Consider the following 22,976-nt stretch of genomic DNA (forward strand, 5'->3'; position numbering starts at 1 on the left):
GGACGCCCAGGGCGAGATCCAGCAGCTCAAGGACACCATGAACACCATGGTGGACCAGCTGTCCGCCTTCGCCGACGAGGTCACCCGAGTCGCCCGCGAGGTCGGCACCGAAGGCCGCCTCGGCGGCCAGGCCCGGGTCCGCGGCGTCTCCGGCGTCTGGAAGGACCTCACCGACAACGTCAACTCGATGACCACCAACCTGACCTTCCAGGTCCGCAACATCGGCGAGGTCACGACCGCCGTCGCCAACGGCGACCTCACCCGCAAGATCGACGTGGACGCCCAGGGCGAGATCCTGGTCCTCAAGACCACGATCAACACCATGGTCGACCAGCTGTCGTCCTTCGCCTCCGAGGTCACCCGAGTCGCCCGCGAGGTCGGCTCCGAGGGCCAGCTCGGCGGCCAGGCCCGAGTCGAGGGCGTGGAGGGCACCTGGAAGCGGCTCACCGAGAGCGTCAACGAGCTGGCCGGCAACCTCACCACCCAGGTCCGCGCGATCGCCGAGGTCACCAGCGCCGTCGCGAGGGGCGACCACACGAGGTCGGTCTCCGTGGAGGCGCCGGGTGAGCTCGCCCAGCTCAAGGACAACATCAACACCATGGTGTCGACGCTGCGCGACACCACGAAGGCCAACGAGGAACAGGACTGGCTGAAGTCCAACCTCGTCCGGATCTCCCGCCTCATGCAGGGCCACCGCGACCTCATCGAGGTCTCCCGGCTGATCATGAGCGAACTGACGCCCCTGGTCACGGCCAGCCACGGCGCCTGCTACCTGGTCGTCAACGGCCAGCTGAGCCTCATCGCGGGGTACGGCATCCAGCCGGGATCGAGCCCGCGGCAGCGGTTCGCACTGGGCGAGGGCATCGTCGGGCAGGCCGCGCTGGAGGCCCGGCAGATCATCCTGGAGAACGTCCCGGCCGAGTACATCACCATCGAGACGGGGCTGAGCAGCGCCAACCCCGCGCAGATCGTGGTCCTGCCGATCCTGTTCGAGAACCAGGTCCTCGGCGTGCTGGAGATGGCCTCGTTCAACAAGTTCAACGAGGTCCACCTGGCGTTCCTGACCCAGCTCGTGGAGACCATCGGCGTCACGATCAACACGATCATCGCCAACTCCCGTACGGAAGACCTGCTCAAGGAGTCGCAGCGCCTGGCCACCGAGCTGCAGGAGCGCTCGGACGAGCTCCAGCGCCAGCAGGAGGAGCTGCGCAGGTCCAACGCCGAACTGGAGGACAAGGCGGCGCTGCTGGCCAAGCAGAACCGCGCGATCGAGATCCAGAACTTCCAGATCGAGCAGGCCCGGCGCACGCTGGAGGAGCGCGCCGAGCAGCTGGCGGTGTCCTCGCGCTACAAGTCCGAGTTCCTCGCCAACATGTCCCACGAGCTGCGCACGCCGCTGAACAGCCTGCTCGTGCTCGCCAAGCTGCTGACCGAGAACGCCGAGGGCAACCTGACCCCGCAGCAGGTCGAGTTCGCCCGGACGATCCACAGTGCGGGCTCCGCCCTGCTCCAGCTGATCAACGACATCCTCGACCTGTCGAAGGTCGAGGCGGGCCGGATGGACATCCACCCGCAGCAGCTGTCGTTGTCCAGGCTCGTCGACTACATGGAGGCGACGTTCGCGCCTCTGGCACAGGACAAGGGACTCGCGTTCGCGGTCGAGGTCGATCCCACCGTGCCGAACGAACTGCGCACCGACGAGCAGCGCATGCAGCAGGTGCTGCGCAACCTGCTCTCGAACGCGGTCAAGTTCACGCCGAAGGGCGAGGTGCGGCTGGAGGTCACCCACGCGTCGCCGAACGTGCCCTTCGTCGACGACACGCTGAAGGGCTCGGACAACATCCTCGCCTTCAAGGTCGTGGACACCGGCATCGGCATCGCGCCGGACAAGCTGGAGGTCATCTTCGAGGCCTTCCGGCAGGCCGACGGCACCACCAGCCGCAAGTACGGCGGCACCGGCCTGGGCCTGTCGATCTGCCGGGAGATCGCCCGGCTCCTCGGCGGCGAGATCCACGTGGACAGCACGCCGAGCAAGGGCAGCATCTTCACCCTGTACCTGCCGATGGCCTACTCGGGGCCGCTGGCCGCCCGTGACGGCGGCGCGATGACCACCGGGTCCGTCGGAGGCCCGAGGAGGGCCCTGGAGCGCCCGATCGACGACGAGGACATCCTCCCGGAGATCCCGTTGCCGACCGACATGCCGCTGTCCCACCTCGAACCGCTCGCGGAGGGCCAGGAGTGGCAGGGCGAGGATCCGCTCACCGGCGCCAAGATCCTCATCGTCGACGACGACATCCGCAACGTCTTCGCACTCACCAGCGTCCTCGAACGGCACGGCTCGGTCGTGGTCTACGCGGAGAACGGACGCGAAGGCATCGAACAGCTCGAGCGCAACGAGGACGTGGCCCTGGTGCTGATGGACATCATGATGCCGGAGATGGACGGCTGGGCCACCACGTCGGCGATCAGGAAGATGCCGCAGTTCGCCGACCTGCCGATCATCGCGCTGACCGCCAAGGTCATGCGCGGCGACCGGGAGAAGAGCATCGCCTCCGGCGCCTCCGACTACGTGCCCAAGCCCGTCGACGTCGACCGTCTCCTCGAGCGCCTCCGCGGCTGGCTCATCCGGGGACGCGTCGTGACCGCGGAGACCCAGGAATACGCCTCCGGCTCCGAACTGCCCGACTCCCGTGAAGGTGCGTGATCGATGGCTGACCGCGCAAAGGTCCTCCTCGTCGACGACCGAGAGGAGAATCTGATCGCGCTCGAGGCGATCCTCAGCTCGCTGGACCTGCTGCCCATCCGGGCCAGATCCGGAGAGGAGGCGCTGAAGGCCCTGCTGGCCACCGAGTTCGCGCTCATCCTCCTCGACGTGCGCATGCCCGGCATGGACGGCTTCGAGACCGCCGCCCACATCAAGCGGCGGGAGCGCACGCGCAACATCCCGATCATCTTCCTGACCGTGGTGGACAGCGCGCCCGACTACGCCTTCCGGGGGTACGCCGCCGGCGCGGTCGACTATCTCACCAAGCCGTTCGACCCCTGGGTGTTGCGGGCGAAGGTCGCCGTGTTCGTGGAGCTCTACAACATGAACCGGCGGCTCGCCGAGCAGGCGGCGCTGCTGCGCGAACGGCTGTCGAGCGAGTTGTCGGGAAGCGCGGCCGACCAGGCCGCCGTCCTGCCCGAACTGTCGAGGCGGGTCGCCGCCGTCGAAGAGGAACTCGCACGGGCCCGCGACCTCGCCCACAAGACCGCCGACACGGCCATGGACGACTCGCTCTCCAGCCTCTCGGACCGCGTCGCCCACCTGCGGGCCGGATTCGACGCCCTCACCTGAACGGCGCCCGCCAGGCGATCGGCGCACGGTTTAACCGGTGGACAGGCGTGAGGCAGGCCCAACAGGGTGGACCCATGGACCGTCAGACGATCAGCGCCATCGCGCATCTCGACCACCCCGTCGCCGCGCCGGTGAGCGAACCCCACCTCGACCGCCTCCTCGCTCTGAGCAAACTCGGGACCGGTGCGCGCATCCTCGACCTCGGCTGCGGTCAGGCCGCCTGGACGTTGCGGGCGCTCGAGCTCTTCCCCGGTGCGACGGCCGACGGGGTGGACGTCTCCTCATCGGCTCTGGAGGCCGCCGCGAGGAACGCCGAGGGCGGAGGGCTCGCCGACCGGATCCGTCTGCACGAGAAGCCGGCGGCCGAGTTCCTCGCCGCCGAGCCGTACGACCTCGTCCTGTGCGTCGGATCCACGCACGCGTTCGGCGGGCTCACCGCGACCATGGAGGGCGTCCGGCGGTTCCTGCGGCCCGGCGGCCTCGCGCTGATCGGGGAGGGGTTCTGGGAGGCGCCTCCGGCGCCGTCACTGCTCACCCTGCTCGACGCGACCCCCGACGAATACGCCGACCTGCCGGGAACCGTCGCGCGCATGGAGGACGCCGGTTTCCGCGTCGTCTACGGGCACACCAGCGAACTCGCCGAATGGGACGAGTACGAGTGGTCCTGGACCGGCAGCCTGACCCGCTGGGCCCTCGACCATCCCGGCCCCGACGGCGACGCCGCCCTGGCGGCCGCGCTCGACCACCGTGACATGTGGCTGAACGGCTACCGCGGCGTCCTCGGGTTCGTCACGCTCCTGCTCCGCCGCACCGACTGAACCTCAGCACATCCAGCTCAGGTCGTCAGTCCAGCTCAGCGCCGCGCTCGCTCCAGGGCATCCCAGAAGCCCCGGCGCAGGGCATGGCGGACCTCGTCGTGCAGCAGGAAGTCGATGGGCAACGACGAGCCCTGCAACAGGCGTGCCTCGAGATCCGAGGGCATCCTCGGCTTGCGGGCGAGCACAGCCTCCAACCACAGCGCGGGCGCGTCCCGGGCGACCGAGTCGCCGAAGTCGTGCCCCTCCTTGTGCGCGGCCTTGACCGCCTCGGCGAGCGTCGTGGTGCCCGCACTTTGCATCGGCACGGGAGCGGGCTGCGGACCGGTGTACGGCCCGAGCGGCGCCGCATAACCTCCCGTGCCGGAAGAGTACGAGCCCGCACCCGACGGGTAGCTCCCGGTGTTCCCCGTGTTCACCGAATACGGGTTGGACACCGGAGGCGCGGAGGGCGGCGGCGCCTGGGTCACGGGCGGCTGAGGCGGGGGCGTGGCGGGCTGCTGCACAACGGGCGGAGGCGGCGTGGGCTGCGGAGGCGGCGGCGCAGGCTGAGGCTCGGGCGCGTACTGCGTGTAGGCAGGCTGCGGGGAAGGCGGCGGCGGTGCCGGGAGAGCAGGCTGGGAGGGCTGCGAGGGCCGCGCGTGGGCGGCGTTGGACGACCGGCTCCCTCCCGGTGAACCGTTCGCCAGCGGCACCACGCCGGCACCCGGCGAACCGTTGACGAGGGGCACGACGCCGTTGGCCCGTGACTGGCCGTTCGGCGAAGGCTGGGGAAGCTGACCGTTCCCCGTCGAATGACCGGAATCGGCACCGGCGAGAAGGCTGACGTACGGACGGAGATGCCCCGACCCGACCTCGATGAGGTCGTCGCACTCCTGACGGAGCGTGCGGGAGACCGCCCAGCTGCCGTCGGCCGCGATGTGCACGACCGTCACCCGGATGCCGAGGTCCTGGGCGTCGCTGACCACCTGGGCGAGATCCTCGTCGCCGCTGACCACCACCGCGTCGCAGACCGCGTTGTTGCGGGCCAGCGTCATGAGGTCGCGGTGCACCTGGGCGTCGACGCCCTCACGCCGGCCCGGCCGGATGCGGCCGAGACGGAGCTTGAGGCCCGGGATGTCGGCCAGCACGTCGTGCTCAGGGGTTCTGCGGCCCTCGACCGTCGCCTCGTACCAGTAGCAGCGCAACATCGGCAGCCCGGTGCGCTCTCGCGAGAGGTTGGTCAAGAGTTGCAAAAGGCCGGGGAAGTCCCAGGAGACGGCCTCACGATGACGGGTCCCGTGCACGGCCATCGCGCCGTCGGCCAGCAGATAGCCGGCGTCGACGAACAGCGCACACCGATCCACGTGACACCGCCCTTCCTCCATGGTTTTCCCAGGGTAATGAAACGGGTGATCGTCCGAGGGGGAATCCCGACGATTCGGCCCGCGCGCGCACGATGGGGATCTTGTGGGCCCGCGCCCTGGGGTGGGAGTGTTCACGGAGACCGTACCAGTTTGTCCGTCTATTTCCTTCCAGCCAATCGGTTAGGACCATGAGCGTGCGCTGACCGCCACGACCCCGAAGAGAAGGCTGTTCTCCCTGGCTTTCAGGCGAAGCACGGCACGCCTTCCGAGGACGGTGTGAAGCGTCTCCACGACGACTCCGCGCATCTCGCCGGCCGCGCCGCCGCCCGTGGGGGACGCGCGGTCGGCCAGCGTCATCGAGCCGTCCTCAGCTCCGTCGGGCTTCCACACCACGACGTCGATCCGGGCCGGGACGGCCGCCGGGGCGAGCCCCGCGAGCGGCACCGTCAGAGGACCTCCGCCACGACCGACGACGGCGGCCGTGTCCAGCACCGCCGCCCTGCTGTACGGCCGGCTCTCGTCGGAGACCATCACGACCAGGCTCCAGCCTGCCCGCTGGGACGCGCCCCAGCGCATCGACGGGTCCGCCACCCACCATCGCCCGCCGCCGGCCCCTTGGACCATCGAGGTCACGTCGGTGAACGCCTGGTAGCCGTGCCGGATGGGCAGGTCGCTGCCGGCGACCTCGGTCGCGTGGACCCACGTGTAGGAGGCGGCCCCGGGCGGCCTCACCCGCACGGAGCTCACAGGCGCCGCGCCGCGCCCGGTGGCGGACCAGTAGAGACCGGCCCACAACACCTGGCCGCCCGCGGGCAGGTCGAGCCTGGCGCAGCTGGAGCTTCGGGTCGTGGGGTCCGTGTCGAGGTCCACCGGCACCACGAGCCTCCGGGCGACCGGCCGCGCGGGTCGCATCTCGCAGGTCGTCCCCACAGGTGCGGAGCTCAGCAGGGTGTTGCCCACGGCCCGGGTGGTGACCCGTCCGTCGGCGGCGAAGCGGGCCGTGGCACCCGAGGCGCGGACGCCGGTGGTGGACCTCGCCGACACGACCTGGCCGCCCGACCTCACCCGCAGAGCAAGCCCGCCCCCCATGGGCGCGTGGGCTGCGACGCTCACGCGGAGGAAGACGGTGGTCGCCGCGCCGGAGGCCAGCGCGCCGCGGGAGCAGGTCACGACCCTCCCCTCCGTACGGCAGGCCCAGCCGTCCATCGTGCCGACGGAGCCGTCGGCTGCCCCCGGCGCGGCGCCCGCTGTGAGGGCGACTCCCTGGGGCAGAGTGACCGCGGCCCGCAGATTCGGGGTCTCCGTCCGGCCGGTGTTGCGCAACCGCACTCCCACGATGCCGGGCCGCGCCCGCACCAGCGAGCCGAGCGGGTCGATGCTCGCCGCCAGCGTCGAGTCCTGCGGCTCCGGACGATGCCGGTCGGCCGGCCGCCTCGCGACGGGCGCGGACAGCCGCGAGGGCCGTACCGCGTCCGGCGCGCGCCCGCCGGCCTCCGGCGACCGCGGGGCCTGGGAGGACGGCTGGGGGACCTGCGAGGACGGCCGCACCACCGGGGCCTGGCCCGCGGGATCATTCCGCGGCGAAGGCGTCGTCCGGGGAGCCGATGACGGGGACTTCCCCGAGGGGGCGGCGGGCGTCGGGGTGCCGGCGGCTGTCGCACTGACGGCGGGCATCGGGGGTGTGGGGCGGCCGTTCGCCTCCGGATGGCGGGGCGCCGGCGTTTCGTCGGAGAGCGGCTCGGAGATCAGGATGACCGCCGCGGCGGCCATCGTCGCGGCCACACCCACGGCGAGGACCCTGCGTGAGACCGGCACGCGCCTGAGCGCCGCGGCAGCCCCTAGTGCGGGACTGCTCGTGGTCTCCCCCACCCTTTTGAGCTCGGAGAGATAACCGTCGATGTGCGGGCCGGCGACGAGCTGGCCGACGATCACTCTCAGGCCCTGCGGCATGTCCGCCAGCTCGAGGAAGACCGCACGGCAGTCGATGCACTCGGCGACGTGCTCGTCCACCACCTGGGCCTCACGCCTGTGCAGGCCGCCCTCGGCGTAACTGACGATGTTCGACAGGATCGGGCCGCATTCCTCGCGCGGGCCGCCCTCCCGGTGCAACTGCAGGTACGCCTGGCGAAGGCCCTCACGGGCACGGTCGGCGAGCGCCATGACACCGCCTGCGGACATGCCGAGCATCGGGGCGATGTCACCGGGCCTGGCGCTCTCGACGTCGGCGTGCCACAAGACCATCCGCCAGCGCTCGGGCAACGAGAAGAACGCCCTGGCGAGCACCGCCCGTTCCAGCCCGGTCAGCTCGGGATCGACGTAGACGGCGTCGGGGTCGGTCAGGTCGACCACGCCGATGGCGGCGAAACGGCGCACCGCCATGAGCAGGTAGGGCCGGAACGCGAAGACCGGCCCCTCACCGGCTCTGACCAGGTCGAGGATCCCCGCGAAGGTCTCGACGAGGACGTCCTCGACCTCCTCGTCGCCCTGGATGAACTGACAGGCGAGCGATCGCGCGGCGACGGCGTGACGCTCGTACAGCGTGCCGTAGGCCGGGGCGTTTCCTCCCCTGACCGCCTCCAGCAGTTCCACATCGGCTTGCCGGTCCGTTCTACGCATTGCGACCTCACGATTACGTTGAGTAGCAACGCCATTCATTCCGCAGCGAGTGTCGTGGCTAAACCGCGCACCCGCCTTTACCTGACCAGACGGCCCCTGAGGAACCGGCCGTACGCTGTGCACCATGAGTGACCGTGAACAGCTGCTGGACGAGATCAAGAACAAGGGGGTCGTGCACGGACGGGTCGTGCTGTCCTCAGGCCGGGAGGCCGACTGGTACGTGGACCTGCGCCGGATCACGCTCGACGCCGTGGCGGCCCCTCTCGTGGGCCGGGTGATGCTCGAGCTGACCGAGGACCTCGGCTACGAGGCGGTCGGCGGCCTCACGCTCGGAGCCGACCCGGTGGCGACGGCGATGTTGCACGCCGCGGCGGCCCGCGGCCGCGTGCTCGACGCGTTCGTCGTGCGGAAGGAGGGCAAGGCGCACGGCCTGCAGCGCCGGATCGAGGGCCCGGACGTCGCGGGCCGGCGGGTGCTCGCGGTCGAGGACACGACGACGACCGGCTCGTCGGTTCTGACGGCGGTGGAGGCGCTCCGGGAGGCGGGAGCCGAGGTCGTGGGGATCGCCACGATCGTGCACCGCGGCGGCGACGAGAACCTGGCCGCGACCGGCCTGCCGTACCGGTCGGCCTACACCCTCACTGATCTGGGGCTCTCGTGACCTTGAACGCCTCGCGTTCACCCTGCTGACCCGCGGGCCGGGCGGTGCCGTTCTCGAACACCTGCACCGTCCCGGCGTCGCCCAGGACCACGTCGAGTTCGGGGTTGAAGTACGAGGCCTGCTCGCCCCGGGCCAGGTCGCGGTCGATGAGGACGTCCCCGCCCGGCACCCGCACGAAGACCGGACAGAGATCGGCCTGGCAGACCACCTGGACGGTGGGCACCTTCTCCGCCGACGGCTGTTGCGAGGTCGGCGGAGCACTCGTAGCGGCGGGCGTGCCGGGAGCGGGAAGGTCTTCGGAGCTGAGCGAGGAGATCAGCGCCTTCGCACCCACTCCTATCAGCGCCAACAGCACTACGACCGCCAGGACGATTAGCGCGAGCCTGGCGATGCCCAGCGGGTCAGACCGGTGGCGTCCCACACTTTGGAGACTAGTGGGTAACCGGGCTACGGGACGGGGTCATCGCTCGCGGCCGACCCAGCGGGTGTGAATGTGTTTCACCGCCCGGCGTGGTGACGGCCCTTGGGCTCGGGGACGACCGCCCTGCGGCTCTTGATGACCTCCCGCACGATGGGGATCAGCGACAGGACGATGATGACGAGGACGCCCGGCAGGATGTACTTGTCGATGTTCTCGACCTTGGCGCCCAGGAAGTATCCGAGGAGCAGCAGCAGCTCGACCCAGACCACGCCGCCCACGACGTTCCAGACGAAGAACCGGCGCGGGTTCATCTCCAGGACGCCCGCCACCGGGTTCATGAACGTGCGGACGATCGGCATGAAACGTGCGGCGACGACCGCCTTGGCGGGGCCGAACTTTTCGAAGTAATGCTCGGCCTTGTCGACGTGCTCCTTCTTGAACAGCCGGGAATCAGGCTTGTCGAACAGCTTGCGGCCGAACCTGCCTCCAAGGAAATGTCCGAATTGCGCACCAGCGACGGCGGCGACCGGCGTGAAAATCAGCAACGTCGGCAGCGATAGCGGTGCAATGCCGAGCCCCTGGGCCGCGGCGGCGGTGCTGAAGATTCCCGCGGCGACGAGCAGCGAGTCGCCAGGCAGGAAGAATCCGACAAGCAGGCCTGTTTCGGCAAATATGATGGCAATAACGCCGACCGTGGCCAGAGGGCCGAGCATGCCCAGCCACCACTTGGGGTCAAGAAGTTCCAAGAGCACATCCACGGTGTGAGCCTACCTGTCCCTTATGAGATGAGACTGAGAAGCGACGGCCCCGTGAGCCGTGTTGTGGAATGACCTTGAACTTCGGCGCTTCCCTGATGGGCATGGCCTTGGGGATACTGGCCACCGTTGACCCGTCCAGAAGGAGATGACTTCGATGCCTATCGCGACTCCAGAGGTCTACGCCGAGATGTTCGACCGCGCCAAAGCGGGCGGCTTCGCGTATCCGGCGATCAATGTGACCTCGTCGCAGACGTTGCACGCGGCGCTTCGGGGCTTCGCGGAGGCGGAGAGCGACGGGATCATCCAGGTGTCGACGGGAGGCGCCGAGTTCCTTTCCGGCACGACCGTCAAGGACATGGTGACCGGTGCGACGGCGTTCGCCGAGTTCGCCCGTGTTGTCGCCGCGAAGTACCCCGTCACGGTCGGCCTGCACACCGACCACTGCCCGAAGGACAAGCTGGACGGGTTCGTCCGCCCGCTGCTCGAGATCTCCCGTGAGCGCGTGGCCCGCGGCGAGGAGCCCCTGTACCAGTCCCACATGTGGGACGGCTCCGCCGTACCGCTCGAGGAGAACATCGCCATCGCCTCCGAGCTCATCGACAAGACCCGCGAGGCGCATGTGATCCTCGAGGTCGAGATCGGCGTCGTCGGCGGCGAGGAGGACGGCGTCGTCGGCGAGATCAACGAGAAGCTCTACAGCACTCCCGAGGACGGGCTCGCCCTCGCCGAGGCCCTGGGGCTGGGTGAGCGCGGCCGTTACCTCGTTGCCGCCACCTTCGGCAACGTCCACGGCGTCTACAAGCCCGGCCACGTGAAGCTCCGCCCGAGCGTGCTCAAGGAGATACAGGACGCCGTCGGCGCCAAGTACGGCAAGGACAAGCCGTTCGCGCTGGTCTTCCACGGCGGCTCCGGCTCGGCGGTCGAGGAGATCCAGGAGGCCATCTCCTACGGCGTCGTGAAGATGAACATCGACACCGACACCCAGTATGCCTTCACCCGGCCGATCGCCGACCACATGTTCAAGAACTACGACGGCGTGCTCAAGGTCGACGGCGAGGTCGGCAACAAGAAGGCCTACGACCCCCGCGTGTACGGCAAGGCCGCCGAGGCCGGGATGGCCCAGCGGGTCGCCGACGCCTGCGCGCAGCTCAAGTCGGCGGGCACGAAGCTCAAGTAGTCCCAAGTAGTCCGAGGTCAACCGGGAACGGGAGATCGCAGACATATCGATCTCCCGTTTTCGCATGACCGATCATTACTCTTTCGGTCTGACACAGGTAAGACTGTGTCCATGGAAACGCACGAGAACCTCCTTGGCGGTCCGCCGCCCACCCTGCTGCAGGACAACGCCGAGGCACGGGAGATGCTCGAGGCAGGCGCCAAGGCGGCCGACGTGGCCGCGCGCTTCCCCACCTACTCGGCGGCCTGGGCCGACCTGGCGGACGAGTTCTTCACCGCCGGGCACGCGGTGACCTCGTACGCGTTCGCGCGCACCGGCTACCACCGGGGACTCGACCAGCTGCGCCGGGCCGGATGGAAGGGCCACGGCCCCATTCCCTGGGAGCACGAGCCGAACAGGGGTTTCCTGCGCTGCCTGAACGCCCTCGCCCGCGCCGCCCAGGCCATCGGCGAGAAGGACGAGGCGGAGCGCTGCGCCCAGTTCCTGCGTGACAGCAGCGCCACCGCCACGGAGGCGCTCGCCGGATCCCGGTGACCTCCGCCGGTTCCCCGGCATCGACCGCCTCCCGTCGTACGGCGGGGGGCGGTTCCTCCGCGATCGTGTGACATTCGGCACCCGGGGATTCCTGAAGACTCCTGTGACGGCCCGCACGACTCGGCGGCGCCGGAGATCCCCTAAATCGGAATGCTCAGGTAGTCTCTGTTTGCAAGAGGCCCTTGTCGCGCTTGCGCCAAGGGTTTTCGTTTTGTCGCAGGAGTAAGACCATGCCGGCTGTCGTTCTCGTGGGTGCCCAGTGGGGCGATGAGGGTAAGGGAAAGGCCACCGACCTGCTCGGCGGAGACGTCGACTACGTGGTCCGCTACCAAGGGGGAAACAACGCGGGTCACACGGTGGTGATCGGGGATCAGAAATACGCGCTGCACCTGCTGCCTACGGGTGTGCTCTCCCCTGACGTCGTGCCGGTCATCGGCAACGGCGTCGTCATCGACCCCGGTGTGCTGCTGTCCGAGATCGACGGGCTGGCGGCCCGGGGGATCGACTGCGGCCGCCTGCTGATCTCCGCGAACGCGCACCTGATCATGCCCCACCACAAGGCGATCGACAAGGTCAGCGAGCGGTTCCTGGGCAAGGCCAAGATCGGCACGACCGGCCGGGGCATCGGGCCCGCCTACGGAGACAAGATCTACCGCGTGGGCGTGCGGGTGCAGGACCTGCTCGACCCCGGCATCCTCAGCCAGAAGATCGAGGCCGCCCTCACGGAGAAGAACCAGATCCTCACCAAGATCTACAACCGCCGTGGGCTCGAGGCGACCAAGGTCCTCGACGAGTACCTGGGCTACGCCGAACGGCTGCGGCCCCACATCGCCGACACCTCGCTGATCCTGGGCAAGGCGCTCGACGAGGGCAAGGTCGTGCTGCTCGAGGGCGGCCAGGGCACGCTGCTCGACATCGACCACGGCACCTACCCGTTCGTCACGTCGAGCTCCCCCACGTCGGGTGGCGCGTGCGCGGGCTCCGGCATCCCGCCGAACCGGCTCACCCGGGTGATCGGCATCCTCAAGGCGTACACCACCCGGGTCGGCTCCGGGCCGTTCCCCACCGAGCTGCTCGACGAGCAGGGCGAGTGGCTGCGGCAGACCGGCGGCGAGTACGGCGTGACCACCGGCCGCAACCGCCGCTGCGGCTGGTTCGACGCCGTCATCGCGCGGTACGCCACCCGGATCAACGGCGTGACCGACTTCTTCCTGACGAAGCTCGACGTGCTGTCCGGCCTCGAGCGGATCCCCGTGTGCGTCGCCTACGACGTGAACGGCGTGCGCCACGACGAGATCCCGATGACGCAGACCGAGTTCCACCACGCCACGCCGATCTACGAGGAGCTGCCCGGCTGGCAGGAGGACATCACCAGCGCCAAGACCTTCGACGACCTGCCGCCCAACGCCCAGTCCTACGTCCGGGCGCTGGAGGAGATGAGCGGCGCGCCGATCTCCGCGATCGGCGTCGGCCCGGGGCGCACGCAGACCCTGCAGATCCGATCTCTGCTGTGATTTCCGCAGGCATGTGCCGTACGGGATGGTTTGCGGGCATGCGCGCCGAGGCCCGGAAGATGCCCGGGGCGAGGCGGCGGAGACAGTAAGGTACGCCGTTGTGCACGGATACGTTGAACTACATGGTCACCGGGGAGCGCGCGGGCTGAGGCCCGAGAACACGCTTCCCGGTCTCGCGTTCGCGCTGGAGCTGGGTGTCGACGCGTTGGAGTTCGACGTGGCGATGTCGGCCGACGGGCAGCTCGTGCTCACCCACGATCTGCTCGTCTCTCCCGTGACCAGCGCCGACACCGGGATGGCCACGCCGGACGACGAGATGTTCCCCTACGTGGGGAAGCCGATCAACTCGCTGACGCTGGCGCAACTGCGCACCCTCGACGTCGGCGTACGGCTGCCGCAGCGTCCCGACGACGTGTTCGCCCTCACGCAGGTGCCGCTGCCGGACACCCGGATGCCCACGCTGGGCGCGGTGCTCGGGCTGATCGGCGCCCTCGGAGCGGACAAGGTGCGGCTCAACGTGGAGCTGAAGTCCAATCCGACGCGCCCGGATCTGTCGGCCGACCCGGTCGAGTTCGCGGAAACGGTCGTGAAGGAGCTCGACAAGCACGACAAGCTCTCCCGGGCGTCCATGCTCAGCTTCGACTGGCGCATCCTGAAGGCCGCCGAGCATCTGATCGACCAGCGGTACGCGCTGATCGAGCGGGTGACGATGAGCCCCGAGTGGATGAACGGGCTCGACCTCGCCGACTTCGACGGCGACATCCCGGCGGCCGCCGCCGAGGTGGGGGCGACGACGTTGTCGCCCGATCGGGTGCTCGTCGACGAGTCCCTCATGGCCGGGGCGTCCCTGCGCGGCATGCCGGTCGCCGTCTGGACGGTCAACGACCCTGAGGAGGCGTCCCACCTGATCGACATGGGTGCGTCCGCGATCGTCACCGACTACCCCGATCGCATGCGCCTGCTATGGAAGGCGCGCAACCTCCCGCTGCCGGAGCCGGTCCGCCCGCTCCGGCACGTCGACGCCTGACATATCCGGCGTCACTCCTCGATCGAGAGCGCCCCGGACGGGCAGAGCTTGACCGCGCGGCGGACCGCCGCCTCGCGGGACGCGGGGGGATCGGGCTCGAGCACGACCACCGTCCCGTCGTCCTCGCTCTGATCGAAGACCTCCGGCACGGTCAGGGCGCACATGCCCGCCCCGACGCAGACGCCGGTGTCCGCCTTGATCTTCATCGCTCTCCCTCCTACCAGGTGACCGGCAGGCGGTGCACCCCGTAGATCGACATGTCCGAGCGCATCGGGACCTCCTCGGCCGGCACGGCGAGGCGCAGCTCCGGGAAGCGCCGGAGCAGCGCCGGGTAGGCGATGCGCATCTCGGCCCTGGCGAGTTGCTGACCCAGGCACTGGTGCACACCGTGCCCGAACGTGAGGTGGCCGTGGGCGGACCGGCTGACGTCGAGCGTCTCGGACTCCCCGAACCGCTCCGGGTCCCGGTTGGCCACGGCGGCCGCGATCGTCACCACCTCTTTCGCCTTGATCAGGTGGCCGTCGAGATCGATGTCCTCCAGCGCCGTCCTCATCGGGCCGATGTGGATGATGGTGAGATAGCGCAGCAGTTCCTCGACCGCGCCCTCCACCACGTCGGGGTCGTCCCGCACCGCCGCCAGCTGCTTGGGGTTGGTCAGCAGCGCGAACGTCCCGAGGGCCAGCATGTTGGCTGTGGTCTCGTGTCCGGCGACGAGCAGCAGCAGCCCGACCCCGGCGAGCTCCTCGTCGTTCAGCTCGCCACCGGCCACCAGGCCGCCGAGCAGGTCGTCCGAGGGCTCCGCATGCTTGTGCTTGACGAGGGCGCGCAGGTAGTCCAGCAGGTCGTCGATCGCCGTGCGGATCTGCTCCGGCGTCGAGTGCAGGCTCAGCATCACGGCGGAGTCGCGGTGGAACCTGTCCCTGTCCTCGTACGGCACACCGAGCAGCTCGCAGATCACCAGCGAGGGGATGGGGAGGGCGAAGGCCTGCACGAGGTCGACGGGACCGCCCTCGCGTTCCATGGCGTCCAGGCGGTCCTGGGTGATCTGCGCGATCCGGGGCTCGAGCTGCTTCATCCTGCGCACCGTGAACTGGCCGGTCAGCAACCGCCGGAACCGGGTGTGCTCGGGGGGATCCATCCGGAGGAAGAAGCCGGGCTGCATCCGGATCTCCTGAAGGTTGATCAGCCGCTGCTGGATCGGGGGATGGAGGAACTCGGGGCGGGTGCTGAAACCAGGATGGGCGAGCACGGCGCGGGCCAGGGCGTACCCCGTGATGAGCCAACCCTCATGGCCGTCCGCATAGATCATGCGGTGGATCGGCGTCTCCTCACGGGCCCGGGTCAGGGCGTCGGGCGGGTCGAAGGGGCGCTCACGAGCAGTCGTGTACGTCATGAGACCGGGTGTCGCCTCTGTCATGACTCGCTCCTTGTCAGCTTGTCAGCGTCACCTCCACACCTAGCATCATTCGGTGTAAATTTGCAATGGATGCAAATATGATTTGAATGTCGTAAAGTTCAAGTTATGGGCGATGTGGTGGGCTTGCGGGTGCGCAAGAAGCTACGCACCCGGCGAGCGCTGATCGAGGCGGCGCTGCGCCTGTTCGAGGAGAAGGGCTACGAGGAGACGACGATCGCGGAGATAACCGCGGCGGCGGACGTCTCGACGAGGACGTTCTTCAGCTACTTCACCAGCAAGGAGGACGTCGTCTTCTTCGACGGCGAGGCCCGGGTCGAGGCCGCCCTGAAGGTGATCGCCGACCGCAGGCCGGCGGAGACCGTCGTCGACCTCCTGCTGCGCGTCGTCGGCCACAGCCTCGACGCGGTCACCGACGCCGATCTGACGGTGGAACTGACCCCCGCCCGCCGCCAGCTGATCATGACGGCGCCGGCGCTTCGGGCGCGCGGGCTGGACCTGCTGTTCGAGACGCAGCGGCGCCTGGCCGACGCGCTCCACCACGCCTACGCCGACGAGATCGACCCCGTCGAGGCCGCCGCCGCCATCGGGTCCCTCATGGGCGCGGCCTACCTGGCCACGACGTTCAGCATGGAGCGCGGCGAGACACCCGAGCAGGTCTGGGCCACGGGCCGGCGCGCCATGGAGATCGCGATCCGCGGCCTGGGATCAATCGGCTGACCCCCCTACCCCTGCGCGAAAAGGCCGGGGCCGAGGTTGGTCAGAGCCAGCCGTTGCGGCGGAAGGCTCTGTGCAGCAGCGTGCAGGCGACCACCATGACCGCGATCACCACGGGATAGCCGTAGGCGGCCCGCAGTTCGGGCATGTGATCGAAGTTCATCCCGTAGATGCCCGCGATCATCGTGGGGACCGAGATGATCGCGACCCAGGAGGAGATCTTCCGCATGTCCTCGTTGGCGAGCGCGTTCGAGCGCGCCAGCGCGGCCTGCAGGATGGAGTCCGACAGCTCGTTCGACGCCTGAACCTGCTCGCACACACGGGACAGGTGGTCGCCGACGTCGCGGAAGTACTCCCGCATCTCCGACGGGATCATGCGGCGCTGGGGGAGGGCGTTGAACGGAGTCTGCAGGGGGCCGACGGCCCGCTTGAGCTCGAGCATCTCCCGCTTGAGCTGGTAGATGCGGTTGATGTCGCGAGAGCTGACCTCGGCGAAGACGGCCGCCTCGACCTCTTCGAGCTCGGCCTGCATGAGGTCGGCGACCTGGAGGTACTTGTCGACGACGTGGTCGGCGATGGCGTGCAGCACACCGGTGGGCCCGCGGCCAAGCAGCTTCGGCTTGTCCTCGAGCTTCTCCCGGACGTCGACAAGGGGACAGTGCCTGCCGTGCCGTACGGTCACGACGAAGTCGGGGCCAACGAAGATCATGATCTCGCCGGTGCCGATGATCTCGCTGGTCGCGGTCAGCACCTCGTGATCGAGGAAGGCAACGGTCTTGAGCACGACGAACAGGGAGTCGCCGTACCGCTCGACCTTGGGCCGCTGGTGCGCCTTGATCGCGTCCTCGACCGCCAGGGGGTGCAGGCCGAAGACGTCGGCCAGCCATTCGACCTCAGGCGCCGCAGGCTCGTGCAGGCCGACCCACACGTACGCGTCGGAGGGGGAGTCGCCGGAGTTGTGCGCACGGACGAGGCTCACGGCCTCCGCGATGCCGTCGACGGTGACCTTCCTGCCACCGATGTACGCGCCGAACTCGACGAGGGACTTGCTCGGCGGAACACACGAACCGCTCAGCTGCTCCGGGGGGTTGATCACGGTTGGGCTGAGACGCGCAGGGATGACCCGGGCGTTCCTGGTAATACGAGGGAAAATAGCCGAAGAGCGCATGGCGGTCCCTTCCCGCCCGAGTCAGCACGCTCCACGCGCGACGTAATGTCACCCCTTATTAAGGCGTGAGCTGCCCCTCGGGCTCAGTTGTGAAGTGGTCGGGAGTGCGCACGTCGCACGTGCGCGAGCACGTACTGACGGGATCACCAGAATTCATCCCGAACCACCTCCAAACGCCACGAGAGGGGACGAAGCCCGCCTAAGTTACCACATACGTGGGATGGCCGCCTTTTGAGCGTACCCAACCCCCCCGTGTGATCATGCACTACTCGTGAAATTCGCCCGACACCTCCAGTGAATCGGGCACGGCGCCCACTCGGGCGGAACAAGCGCCCTGTAAACGGCGCGACAATGGAACACGTGCGCGTTCTCGTCATCGGATCCGGGGGCCGCGAGCACGCTCTGTGCCGCGCCCTCCGACTCGACCCGGCCGTCTCAGAGCTCCACTGCGCCCCCGGCAACGCCGGGATCGCGGAAGTGGCGACACTGCACCCCGTGACGCCCACGGACGGGGCGGCCGTCTCCGCCCTGGCCGTCCGGTTGGGGGCCGACCTGGTCGTCATCGGACCGGAGGCACCGCTGGTCGCGGGCGTCGCCGACGCCGTCAGGGCGCAGGGCATCCCCTGCTTCGGCCCGTCACGCGAGCCCGCCGCGATCGAGGGTTCCAAGGCGTTCGCCAAGGACGTCATGGTGGCCGCCGGGGTCCCCACCGCACGGGCGTTCACCTGCACGACCGAGGACGAGGCCGCCGCGGCGCTCGACGCGTTCGGCCCGCCGTACGTGGTGAAGGACGACGGCCTCGCTGCGGGCAAGGGCGTCGTCGTGACCGGCGACCGCGACGAGGCGCTGGCCCACGCCCGCGCGTGCGAGCGGGTCGTCGTGGAGGAATACCTCGACGGTCCCGAGGTGTCGCTGTTCGCGTTGTGCGACGGGCAGACGGCCGTGCCGCTCCAGCCGGCGCAGGACTTCAAGCGCGCCTACGACGGGGACGAGGGTCCGAACACCGGCGGCATGGGCGCCTACACGCCCCTGCCCTGGGCGCCCGAGGACCTGACCGAGCAGGTCATGGCCGAGGTCGTCAGGCCGACGGTCGCCGAACTCGCCCGGCGCGGCATGCCGTACACCGGGGTCCTGTACGCGGGGCTGGCCCTCACGAAGGCCGGACCACGGGTCATCGAGTTCAACGCCCGGTTCGGCGACCCGGAGACCCAGGTCGTGCTCGACCGGCTGGCGACGCCGCTGGCGGGCCTGCTGCTCGCCTGCGCGACGGGCGGCCTCGCGGCGCACGAACCCCTCCGCTGGCGCGGCGGCGCCGCGGTGACCGTGGTGATCGCGGCTGAGAACTATCCGGCCGACCCGCTGAAGGGCGACGTCATCGAAGGGCTCCCGCTGGACGACGCCGACGCGTACGTCCTCCACGCGGGCACCGCCTTCGACGGCGACCGCCTGGTGTCGAACGGCGGCAGGGTGCTCAATGTGATCGGCACCGGCGAGGACGTCGCGCGGGCGCGTGCGGCGGCCTACGAGGCGCTCGCGAAGATCTCGTTGCGCGGTTCCCACCACCGGTCCGACATCGCGCTGTCGGCCGCGGCCGAGTCCTGACCCGGGCGGTTCACGCCTGTGCGGAGCCGAATAAACTCGGCACGGTGAAACACCTCCACTCCGGCAAGGTCCGCGACCTGTACGAGACCGACGACGGGCTGCTGCTGATGGTGGCCTCCGATCGGATCTCCGCGTTCGACCATGTGCTCGAACCCGGTATCCCCGACAAGGGGGAGATACTGACGCGCCTGTCGTTGTGGTGGTTCGACCAGCTCAAGGACGTCGTCCCCAACCACGTGGTCTCGACGGACGTGCCGGCCGAGTTCGCGGGCCGGGGCGTGTTGTGCCGCCGGCTGGACATGGTTCCGGTCGAGTGCGTGGCCCGCGGCTACCTGACCGGCGGCGGCCTGCTCGAGTACCGCGCGGCCGGCGCCGTCTCCGGCGTACCGCTCCCGCCCGGCCTCGACAACGGGTCGCGGCTGCCCGAGCCGATCTTCACCCCCTCGACCAAGGCCCCGGCGGGCCTGCACGACGAACCGATGACGTATGACCAGGTCGTCGGCGAGGTGGGAGCGGAGGTCGCCGAGCGGCTCCGGCAGATCACGCTCGACGTCTACACCCGCGGCGCCGAGATCGCCCTGGAGCGGGGCATCATCCTGGCCGACACCAAGATCGAGCTCGGCTGGGACGCCGACGGCGTGCTGACCCTGGGCGACGAGGTCCTGACGCCGGACTCCTCCCGGTTCTGGCCGCGAGAGCTCTGGGAGCCGGGACGGCCGCAGCCGTCGTTCGACAAGCAGTACGTCCGGGACTGGCTGGTCTCCCCCGAATCCGGCTGGGATCGGAACTCCGGCGAAGCGCCCCCGCCGCTTCCCGACAAGGTCGTCGAACGGACGCGGCAGCGCTACGTCGAGGCGTTCGAACAGCTGACCGGATCCGCCTTCAGAAGTTAGTCACTCCCGTCACACCCGCATCAGCAGCATGGAGCTCCATCTAGGGCCCTCGGAGGGTTGTTCCCCCGCGAAACGCCCGGGATAGCGGCTACTCTGGGCCGACGGCGTGGCTGCCGCCATATTGCGGGTCCCCCACTTCCCCCGAATTAGGAGTCTCATTCATGGTTCGTTACCGCGTGCGCGGTGGCAACGTACTGCGTGGAACCGCCTTCATCCAGGGCGCGAAGAACGCCGTACTGCCCATGATCGGGGCGGCGCTGCTCGCCTCAGAGGGCCGCACGGTGCTGCGCAACGTTCCGGTGATCGAGGACGTGCGCAGAGCCGTCGAGCTCGCGGAGGCCGTCGGCGCCAAAGTGGAGTTCCACGAGACCGAGCGGACACTGGTGATCGACGCCTCCCGGCTCACCAGCCCGGTTCTCCCCGCCCACATCGCGCGACGGTTCCGCGGCTCCGTCTTGTTCGTCCCCGCCCTGCTGCACCGGCTCGGCGAGGCGGTCATCGAGGGAATCGGCGGCTGCAACCTCGGCAGCAGGAACCTGGACTTCCACTACCTCGGCTACAAGCGCCTCGGCGCGATCGTGGACGAGGGCGAGAGCGTCATCCACATCAAGGCCGCCGGGCTTGTGGGCCACTCCCTCTACCTCGACACGCCCTCCCACACCGGCACCGAGAACCTCATCATGGCCGCGGCGCTCGCCAAGGGCACCACGGTCATCGAGAACGCGGCTCTTGAGCCCGAGGTCCTCGACGTGATCGGGATGCTCACCCGCATGGGCGCCAGGATCAGCGGCGGCGGCACCGGCTTCATCACGGTCGAGGGCGTCGACGAGCTGACCGCGGTCGAGCACACCGTGATGCCGGACCGGCTCGACGCCGGCGTCTTCGCGATGGCCGCCGCCATCACGGGCGGCGAGGTGAACCTCGTCGGCGCCTCGCTCGAGCACCTCGGCGTCGTCCGGTGGAAGCTGGAGCAGATGGGCGTCGAGTTCGAGACCGACGGCGCGGTCCTCCACGTCCGGCGCGACCGGAGCCTCCGGCCGATCAACGTGATCACCGACACCTACCCGGGCTTCGCGACCGACCTCCAGTCGCCGCTCATGACGGTCGCCTGCCTCGCGGAGGGCTCCAGCTACATCCATGAGCGGATCTTCGACGGGCGCTTCGCGCTCGCGGGTGAGCTCAACAAGATGGGGGCCCGGATCGAGGTCGACGGAAGCCGCGCGGTGGTCCACGGACCCACGCCGTTGCACGGCACCGAAGTGACCGCCCACGATCTGCGGTCCGGAATCGCGCTCGTTCTGGCCGGCCTCGCGGCCGACGGAGAGACGACGATCGACTCCGGATATCTCATCGATCGCGGACACGCGGACCTGGCTCAGCGTATGCAGGCACTCGGCGCAGATGTGGAACGGGAAATTTCCCCTTTGAGCGAGGGCTGAGTCCACAAACCCAATTATCCGCTCCGACCAGCGGAAACATTAAATTTACCGGAACCGCCGCCCCCTCACAGAATGGCATTCCGGCAAATCCGGGCGTGACATTACGGCCTTAACCAGCGATCGTTCCAAAGAGAACCACAACAACGAGGGCACGTGGGATGGGACGAACATTGGTCGAACGCACGGAAGAGACTCCGCGCGGGTCGCGCCTGAGCGCGGGGACGCCGGATCTCACGATCGGAGTGGTGGGGTCGCACGACCTCGTCGAGCGGGTGATGCTCATGGGGCATGCGGCGGCTCCGGTACCCTGCCGGCTGGTCGCCGCCGCCTATCGGGACGAGCAGGAGGCGGCCGACAAGGTGACCCGGCTCGGTCCCGGCGTGGACGCCTGCCTGTTCGCCAGCCCGGTCCCGTTCGAGTTGGCCCGGCGTGCGGGGGTCCTTACGGTGCCCGCGACGCACGTGCAACTCGGCGGCGCCGCGCTGGTCTCCGCGATCGCGCGCGCGATGCTGGACGACCGCATCGATCCCCGGCGGGTGAGCATCGACGTGCTGAGCCGGTCGGAGATCGATGAGGCGTACTCCGATCTGAACCTCCCCTCCGGGGATGTCCACAGCCGTGACGAGCCGGGGGCCACGGGCACCATCACCGCCTTCCACGAACGGCTGCTGCGTCAGGGCGTCACCACGGGCGTGCTGACGTGCGTCCAGGGCGTCGCCGACCGGTTGTCCGCCGCGGGGATGCCGGCCATCCCGATCCGGCCGACGTCGGCCGCGATCCGCTCCGCTCTGCACACGGCGGGCCTGCTGGGCGCCCGGCACCGGCTGGAGGAGTCCCAGCTCACCGTCATCCTGGTGGAGGTTCCGACGCTGCGCGAGCCCGTACGGCGGGCCTCCCCGCGTTACTGGCGCGACGAACTGCGCCTGTCCCTGCATCGGCTGCTGGTTCAGGAGGCCAACCGGATCAACGCGAGCGTGTGGCCCATCGACGACCACAGCTATCTGGTGGTGGCGACGAAGGGCTCGATCGCCGCGGCCACCGACGGCTTCCGGGTCCTTCCGTTCGCGGCCAGGATCCGCGAGGAGCTGGGACTGGCCGTCGAGGTGGGTGTCGGCATGGGCCGTACGACCCATGACGCCGAGACGCACGCACGGGGCGCGCTGACCCGGAGCCAGGGCGGGAAGCAGGCTCAGGGCTTCGCGGTGGACCGGGAGGGCAGGGCGCTCGTGCCGCCGCCCCGGATGCCTCCCCAGTCGGGCGGGCCGGCCAAGCCCCGCGGCGTCGAGGTGCTCGCCCGCCTGGCCGCCAAGCTCGAGGGCGGGGACACGGTCGTGGACGCGGAGGGGGCGGGGCGCATGCTCGGCGTCACACCCCGTACGGCTCGGCGGTTGTTGCGCACGCTGGTTGACGAGGGACTCGCGTGGCCGCTTCCGCCGAACCGCACTCCGCAGCCCGGCCGGCCGCGTCAGCTGTACCGGCTGATCGTGGAGAAGCTGAGCCGCTGAGCCTTCGGCAGGTGCGCCGCCTGTATTGTCTG

20 protein-coding genes are annotated in these 22,976 nt (G+C 69.4%); 13 read left to right on the forward strand and 7 right to left on the reverse strand.

The genetic code is table 11. The features are described 5' to 3' along the window. From Pph01_RS29795 to Pph01_RS29805, 3 genes are all read left to right on the forward strand, one after another. Positions 1–2,704: hybrid sensor histidine kinase/response regulator (locus Pph01_RS29795; RefSeq protein ID WP_204076491.1), on the forward strand; the 2,704-nt coding region annotated here is incomplete at its 5' end. Between the two features lie 3 nt (positions 2,705–2,707). After that, positions 2,708–3,337, forward strand: a complete 630-nt coding sequence (locus Pph01_RS29800) for a response regulator (protein WP_204076492.1) — start codon at positions 2,708–2,710, stop codon at positions 3,335–3,337. 74 nt (positions 3,338–3,411) lie between these two features. Continuing rightward, positions 3,412–4,155 carry an SAM-dependent methyltransferase gene (locus tag Pph01_RS29805; protein WP_204076493.1) on the forward strand — a complete coding sequence of 248 codons (744 nt, stop codon included), beginning with the start codon at positions 3,412–3,414 and terminating at the stop codon, positions 4,153–4,155. Between the two features lie 35 nt (positions 4,156–4,190). Here the strand turns inward: Pph01_RS29805 and Pph01_RS29810 are convergent, their stop codons facing one another. Next, positions 4,191–5,498, reverse strand: a complete 1,308-nt coding sequence (locus Pph01_RS29810; RefSeq protein ID WP_204076494.1) for an NYN domain-containing protein — start codon at positions 5,496–5,498, stop codon at positions 4,191–4,193. A 180-nt stretch (positions 5,499–5,678) separates the two neighbouring features. Then, complete coding sequence (locus tag Pph01_RS29815) at positions 5,679–8,114, reverse strand: sigma-70 family RNA polymerase sigma factor (RefSeq protein ID WP_204076495.1); 2,436 nt, start codon at positions 8,112–8,114, stop codon at positions 5,679–5,681. Between the two features lie 124 nt (positions 8,115–8,238). Between Pph01_RS29815 and pyrE the strand changes: the two genes are divergently transcribed. Next, the gene (gene pyrE, locus Pph01_RS29820) at positions 8,239–8,775 is read left to right on the forward strand and encodes an orotate phosphoribosyltransferase (protein ID WP_204076496.1); all 537 of its coding nucleotides are present in this window, start codon (positions 8,239–8,241) and stop codon (positions 8,773–8,775) included. Here pyrE and Pph01_RS29825 read toward each other — a convergent pair. Continuing rightward, positions 8,753–9,196, reverse strand: coding sequence for a hypothetical protein (locus Pph01_RS29825; RefSeq protein WP_204076497.1), 444 nt, complete (start codon positions 9,194–9,196; stop codon positions 8,753–8,755). The genes pyrE and Pph01_RS29825 overlap by 23 nt on opposite strands. A 77-nt stretch (positions 9,197–9,273) precedes the next feature. Further along, positions 9,274–9,954 (reverse strand): DedA family protein, encoded by a 681-nt coding sequence (locus tag Pph01_RS29830; RefSeq protein ID WP_239117115.1) that lies wholly within the window; start codon positions 9,952–9,954, stop codon positions 9,274–9,276. A 154-nt stretch (positions 9,955–10,108) separates the two neighbouring features. Between Pph01_RS29830 and fbaA the strand changes: the two genes are divergently transcribed. The 4 genes from fbaA to Pph01_RS29850 all read left to right on the forward strand — a co-directional run bounded on the left by fbaA (position 10,109) and on the right by Pph01_RS29850 (position 14,206). Beyond that, positions 10,109–11,131, forward strand: coding sequence for a class II fructose-bisphosphate aldolase (gene fbaA / locus Pph01_RS29835; protein ID WP_204076498.1), 1,023 nt, complete (start codon positions 10,109–10,111; stop codon positions 11,129–11,131). A gap of 111 nt (positions 11,132–11,242) precedes the next feature. Continuing rightward, a complete protein-coding gene (locus Pph01_RS29840; RefSeq protein ID WP_204076499.1) occupies positions 11,243–11,665 on the forward strand; it encodes a DUF3151 domain-containing protein in 423 nt (140 codons plus the stop codon). 230 nt (positions 11,666–11,895) lie between these two features. Beyond that, positions 11,896–13,179, forward strand: a complete 1,284-nt coding sequence (locus tag Pph01_RS29845; protein WP_204076500.1) for an adenylosuccinate synthase — start codon at positions 11,896–11,898, stop codon at positions 13,177–13,179. Between the two features lie 100 nt (positions 13,180–13,279). Beyond that, the gene (locus tag Pph01_RS29850) at positions 13,280–14,206 is read left to right on the forward strand and encodes a glycerophosphodiester phosphodiesterase family protein (protein WP_239117116.1); all 927 of its coding nucleotides are present in this window, start codon (positions 13,280–13,282) and stop codon (positions 14,204–14,206) included. 11 nt (positions 14,207–14,217) lie between these two features. Here the strand turns inward: Pph01_RS29850 and Pph01_RS29855 are convergent, their stop codons facing one another. Together Pph01_RS29855 and Pph01_RS29860 are read right to left on the reverse strand one after the other, a co-directional pair. Continuing rightward, positions 14,218–14,412, reverse strand: a complete 195-nt coding sequence (locus Pph01_RS29855; protein ID WP_204076502.1) for a ferredoxin — start codon at positions 14,410–14,412, stop codon at positions 14,218–14,220. A gap of 11 nt (positions 14,413–14,423) precedes the next feature. Then, a complete protein-coding gene (locus Pph01_RS29860; RefSeq protein ID WP_204076503.1) occupies positions 14,424–15,623 on the reverse strand; it encodes a cytochrome P450 in 1,200 nt (399 codons plus the stop codon). 105 nt (positions 15,624–15,728) lie between these two features. On the opposite strand from Pph01_RS29860, the gene Pph01_RS29865 reads away from it, so the two are divergent. Continuing rightward, positions 15,729–16,340, forward strand: coding sequence for a TetR/AcrR family transcriptional regulator (locus Pph01_RS29865; protein ID WP_204076504.1), 612 nt, complete (start codon positions 15,729–15,731; stop codon positions 16,338–16,340). 40 nt (positions 16,341–16,380) lie between these two features. Here Pph01_RS29865 and Pph01_RS29870 read toward each other — a convergent pair whose 3' ends face one another. Further along, the gene (locus Pph01_RS29870) at positions 16,381–17,505 is read right to left on the reverse strand and encodes a magnesium and cobalt transport protein CorA (protein WP_204076505.1); all 1,125 of its coding nucleotides are present in this window, start codon (positions 17,503–17,505) and stop codon (positions 16,381–16,383) included. A gap of 360 nt (positions 17,506–17,865) precedes the next feature. Here Pph01_RS29870 and purD point away from each other — a divergent pair, with 360 nt between their 5' ends. From purD to Pph01_RS29890, 4 genes are all read left to right on the forward strand, one after another. Beyond that, the gene (gene purD, locus Pph01_RS29875) at positions 17,866–19,107 is read left to right on the forward strand and encodes a phosphoribosylamine--glycine ligase (RefSeq protein WP_204076506.1); all 1,242 of its coding nucleotides are present in this window, start codon (positions 17,866–17,868) and stop codon (positions 19,105–19,107) included. A 44-nt stretch (positions 19,108–19,151) separates the two neighbouring features. Next, positions 19,152–20,000 carry a phosphoribosylaminoimidazolesuccinocarboxamide synthase gene (locus Pph01_RS29880; RefSeq protein WP_204076507.1) on the forward strand — a complete coding sequence of 283 codons (849 nt, stop codon included), beginning with the start codon at positions 19,152–19,154 and terminating at the stop codon, positions 19,998–20,000. Positions 20,001–20,161: 161 nt separating this feature from the next. Beyond that, entirely contained in the window at positions 20,162–21,439 is a 1,278-nt protein-coding gene (gene murA, locus Pph01_RS29885; RefSeq protein ID WP_204076508.1) for a UDP-N-acetylglucosamine 1-carboxyvinyltransferase, read from the forward strand. A gap of 275 nt (positions 21,440–21,714) precedes the next feature. Next, on the forward strand, positions 21,715–22,944 hold the full coding sequence (locus Pph01_RS29890) for a GTP cyclohydrolase IIa (protein ID WP_204076635.1): 1,230 nt from the start codon (positions 21,715–21,717) through the stop codon (positions 22,942–22,944). Positions 22,945–22,976: the final 32 nt, after the last annotated feature.

This window comes from Planotetraspora phitsanulokensis (genome assembly GCF_016863295.1).
Taxonomy (GTDB): Bacteria; Actinomycetota; Actinomycetes; order Streptosporangiales; family Streptosporangiaceae; genus Planotetraspora; species Planotetraspora phitsanulokensis.